This is a genomic window from Acidiphilium sp. PM (genome assembly GCF_000219295.1).
Lineage (GTDB): Bacteria > Pseudomonadota > Alphaproteobacteria > Acetobacterales > Acetobacteraceae > Acidiphilium > Acidiphilium multivorum.
In genome coordinates this window covers 1-2,479 of record NZ_AFPR01000146.1, presented here as the reverse complement: position 1 = coordinate 2,479, position 2,479 = coordinate 1, and the positions used below count along the sequence as shown (strand labels likewise).

2 protein-coding genes are annotated in these 2,479 nt (G+C 69.9%); both read left to right on the top strand.

Translation table 11 applies throughout. The features are described from left to right. On the top strand, positions 1–443 hold a 443-nt coding region (locus APM_RS07120), incomplete at its 5' end, for a glycosyltransferase family 9 protein (protein WP_007422679.1). 11 nt (positions 444–454) lie between these two features. Then, positions 455–2,377: a threonine--tRNA ligase gene (thrS, locus tag APM_RS07115; RefSeq protein ID WP_007422678.1), complete on the top strand. Its 1,923-nt coding sequence runs from the start codon at positions 455–457 to the stop codon at positions 2,375–2,377. Positions 2,378–2,479 lie beyond the last annotated feature (102 nt).

Sequence of the window (2,479 nt, the reverse complement as noted above, 5' to 3'; positions counted from 1 at the left end):
CGCTGATCCCCGGCGCCGCCCCGCACCGGCCGGAGAAGCGCTGGCCGGCGGAAAACTTCGGCGCCCTCGCCGCCGGGCTCGACCTCCCCTCCGTCGTCCTCGGCACCGCGTCCGAAGCCCCGCTCGCCGCCGCCATCGCCGCCCGCGCCCCGCGCACGCTCGACCTCACCGGCCGCACCACGATCCCCCAGCTCGCCGGCACCCTCGCCCGCGCCAGCCTCGCCATCGGCAACGACACCGGCCCGATGCACCTCGCCGCCGCCCTCGGCGTCCGTTCCGTCGTGCTGTTCGGCGGCGCCTCCGATCCCGCGCTGACCGCCCCGCGCGCCCCCGATGGCGGCTGGCCCGCCATCCTCCGCCGCCCCGATCTCGCCGCCCTTTCGGTGGCGGACGTTGCCGCCGCCGCGCAGGATGGGCATAACGACGCGTCATCCCCGCCCTGAAGGAGCACGCAATGCCCGCGATCACCCTGCCCGACGGTTCCGTCCGCGACTATCCGGGCCCCGTCACCGGCACCGAGATCGCCGCCTCCATCGGCCCCGGCCTCGCCAAGGCGGCGCTGGCGATGGAGGTCGACGGCAAGATGATGGACCTCTCCCGCACGCTCGATGCCGATGCGCGCCTCCGCTTCATCACCCGCCGCGACGCCGACTCCCTCGAGCTCATCCGCCACGACGCCGCCCATGTGATGGCCGAGGCGGTGCAGGCCCTCTATCCCGGCACCCAGGTCACCATCGGCCCGGCCATCGAGGGCGGCTTCTATTACGATTTCTTCCGCAACGAGCCCTTCACCCCGGACGATCTGCCGGCGATCGAGGCGAAGATGCGCGAGATCATCGCCGCCAACGCGCCCTTCACCCGCGAGGTCTGGGACCGCGACGAGGCGATCCGCTTCTTCGAGGCCCGCGGCGAGCGCTTCAAGGCCGAGCTGATCCGCGACCTGCCGGCCAGCGAGACCATCACCATCTACCGCCAGGGCGACTGGCTCGATCTCTGCCGCGGCCCGCACATGCGCGGCACCGGCGATATCGGCGGCGCCTTCAAGCTGACCAAGGTCGCCGGCGCCTACTGGCGCGGCGATCACCGCAACCCGATGCTCAGCCGCATCTACGGCACCGCCTGGCGCGACCAGAAGGAGCTGGACGCCCATCTGAAGCAGCTCGAGGAGGCCGAGCGCCGCGACCACCGCAAGATCGGCCGGCAGATGGACCTCTTCCACATGCAGGAGGAAGCCGTCGGCAGCGTGTTCTGGCACGAGAAGGGCTGGCGCCTCTACCGCACGGTGGAAGCCTACATGCGCCGCCGCCAGGAGGAATTCGGCTATATCGAGGTCCGCACCCCGCAGCTGCTCGACCGCAAGCTCTGGGAAGCCTCCGGCCACTGGGACAATTACCGCAGCCACATGTTCATCGCCGAGGTCGAGGACGAGGACAAGGTCCTCGCCGTCAAGCCGATGAACTGCCCCTGCCACGTGCAGATCTTCAATCACGGCCTGCGCTCCTACCGCGAGCTGCCGCTGCGCATGGCCGAGTTCGGCGCCTGCCACCGCTACGAGCCCTCCGGCGCGCTGCACGGCATCATGCGCGTCCGCGCCTTCGCCCAGGACGACGCCCATATCTTCTGCACCGAGGACCAGATCGCCGACGAGACCGTCCGCTTCGTCGAGATGCTCCGCCGCGTCTACGCCGATTTCGGCTTCCCCGAATTCGCGGTGAAATTCGCCGACCGCCCGACCCCGCGCTCCGGGTCTGACGAGGTGTGGGACAAGGCCGAGGCCGCGCTGCGCTCGGCCTGCGAAACCGCCGGCGTCGAATTCACCGTCAATCCCGGCGAGGGCGCCTTCTACGGCCCGAAACTCGAATTCGTCCTCCGCGACGCGATCGGGCGGGACTGGCAATGCGGCACGCTCCAGGTCGATTTCGTCCTCCCCGAGCGGCTCGACGCCTCCTACGTCACCGCCGAGTCCGGCCGCGCCCGCCCGGTGATGCTGCACCGCGCGATCGTGGGCAGTTTCGAGCGCTTCATCGGCATCCTGATCGAGAACTGCGCCGGCCGCTTCCCGCTCTGGCTCGCCCCCACCCAGGCGGCCGTGGCCAGCATCGTCACCGACGCCAACGACTATGCCGAGACGGTCGCGGCGAAACTCAAGGAAGCCGGCCTCGCCGTCGCCACCGACACCCGCAACGAAAAGATCAACGCCAAGGTGCGCGATCTCTCGCTCGCCCTGGTGCCGAACATCCTCGTCGTCGGCCGGCGCGAGGCCGAGCAGCAAACCGTCTCGATCCGCCGCCTCGGCTCCGACAAGCAGGACAGCATGCCCCTCGACGAGGCCATCGCCACCCTCAAGGCAGAAGCCACCCCGCCCGACCTGCGCTAGTTTTTTGCTCCTCCGTTCCTTCGGGCGAAGGCGGCGCCCGAACGGGAGCGGAGCAGAAGAAGCAAAAAGGGAGCAAAATTCTTGCCCACCCCGGCGCAAGTA

Coding starts and splice junctions, on each gene's coding strand:
- thrS (WP_007422678.1), top strand. CDS start 455: ATGCCCGCGATCACCCTGCCCGACGGTTCCGTCCGCGACTATCCGGGC.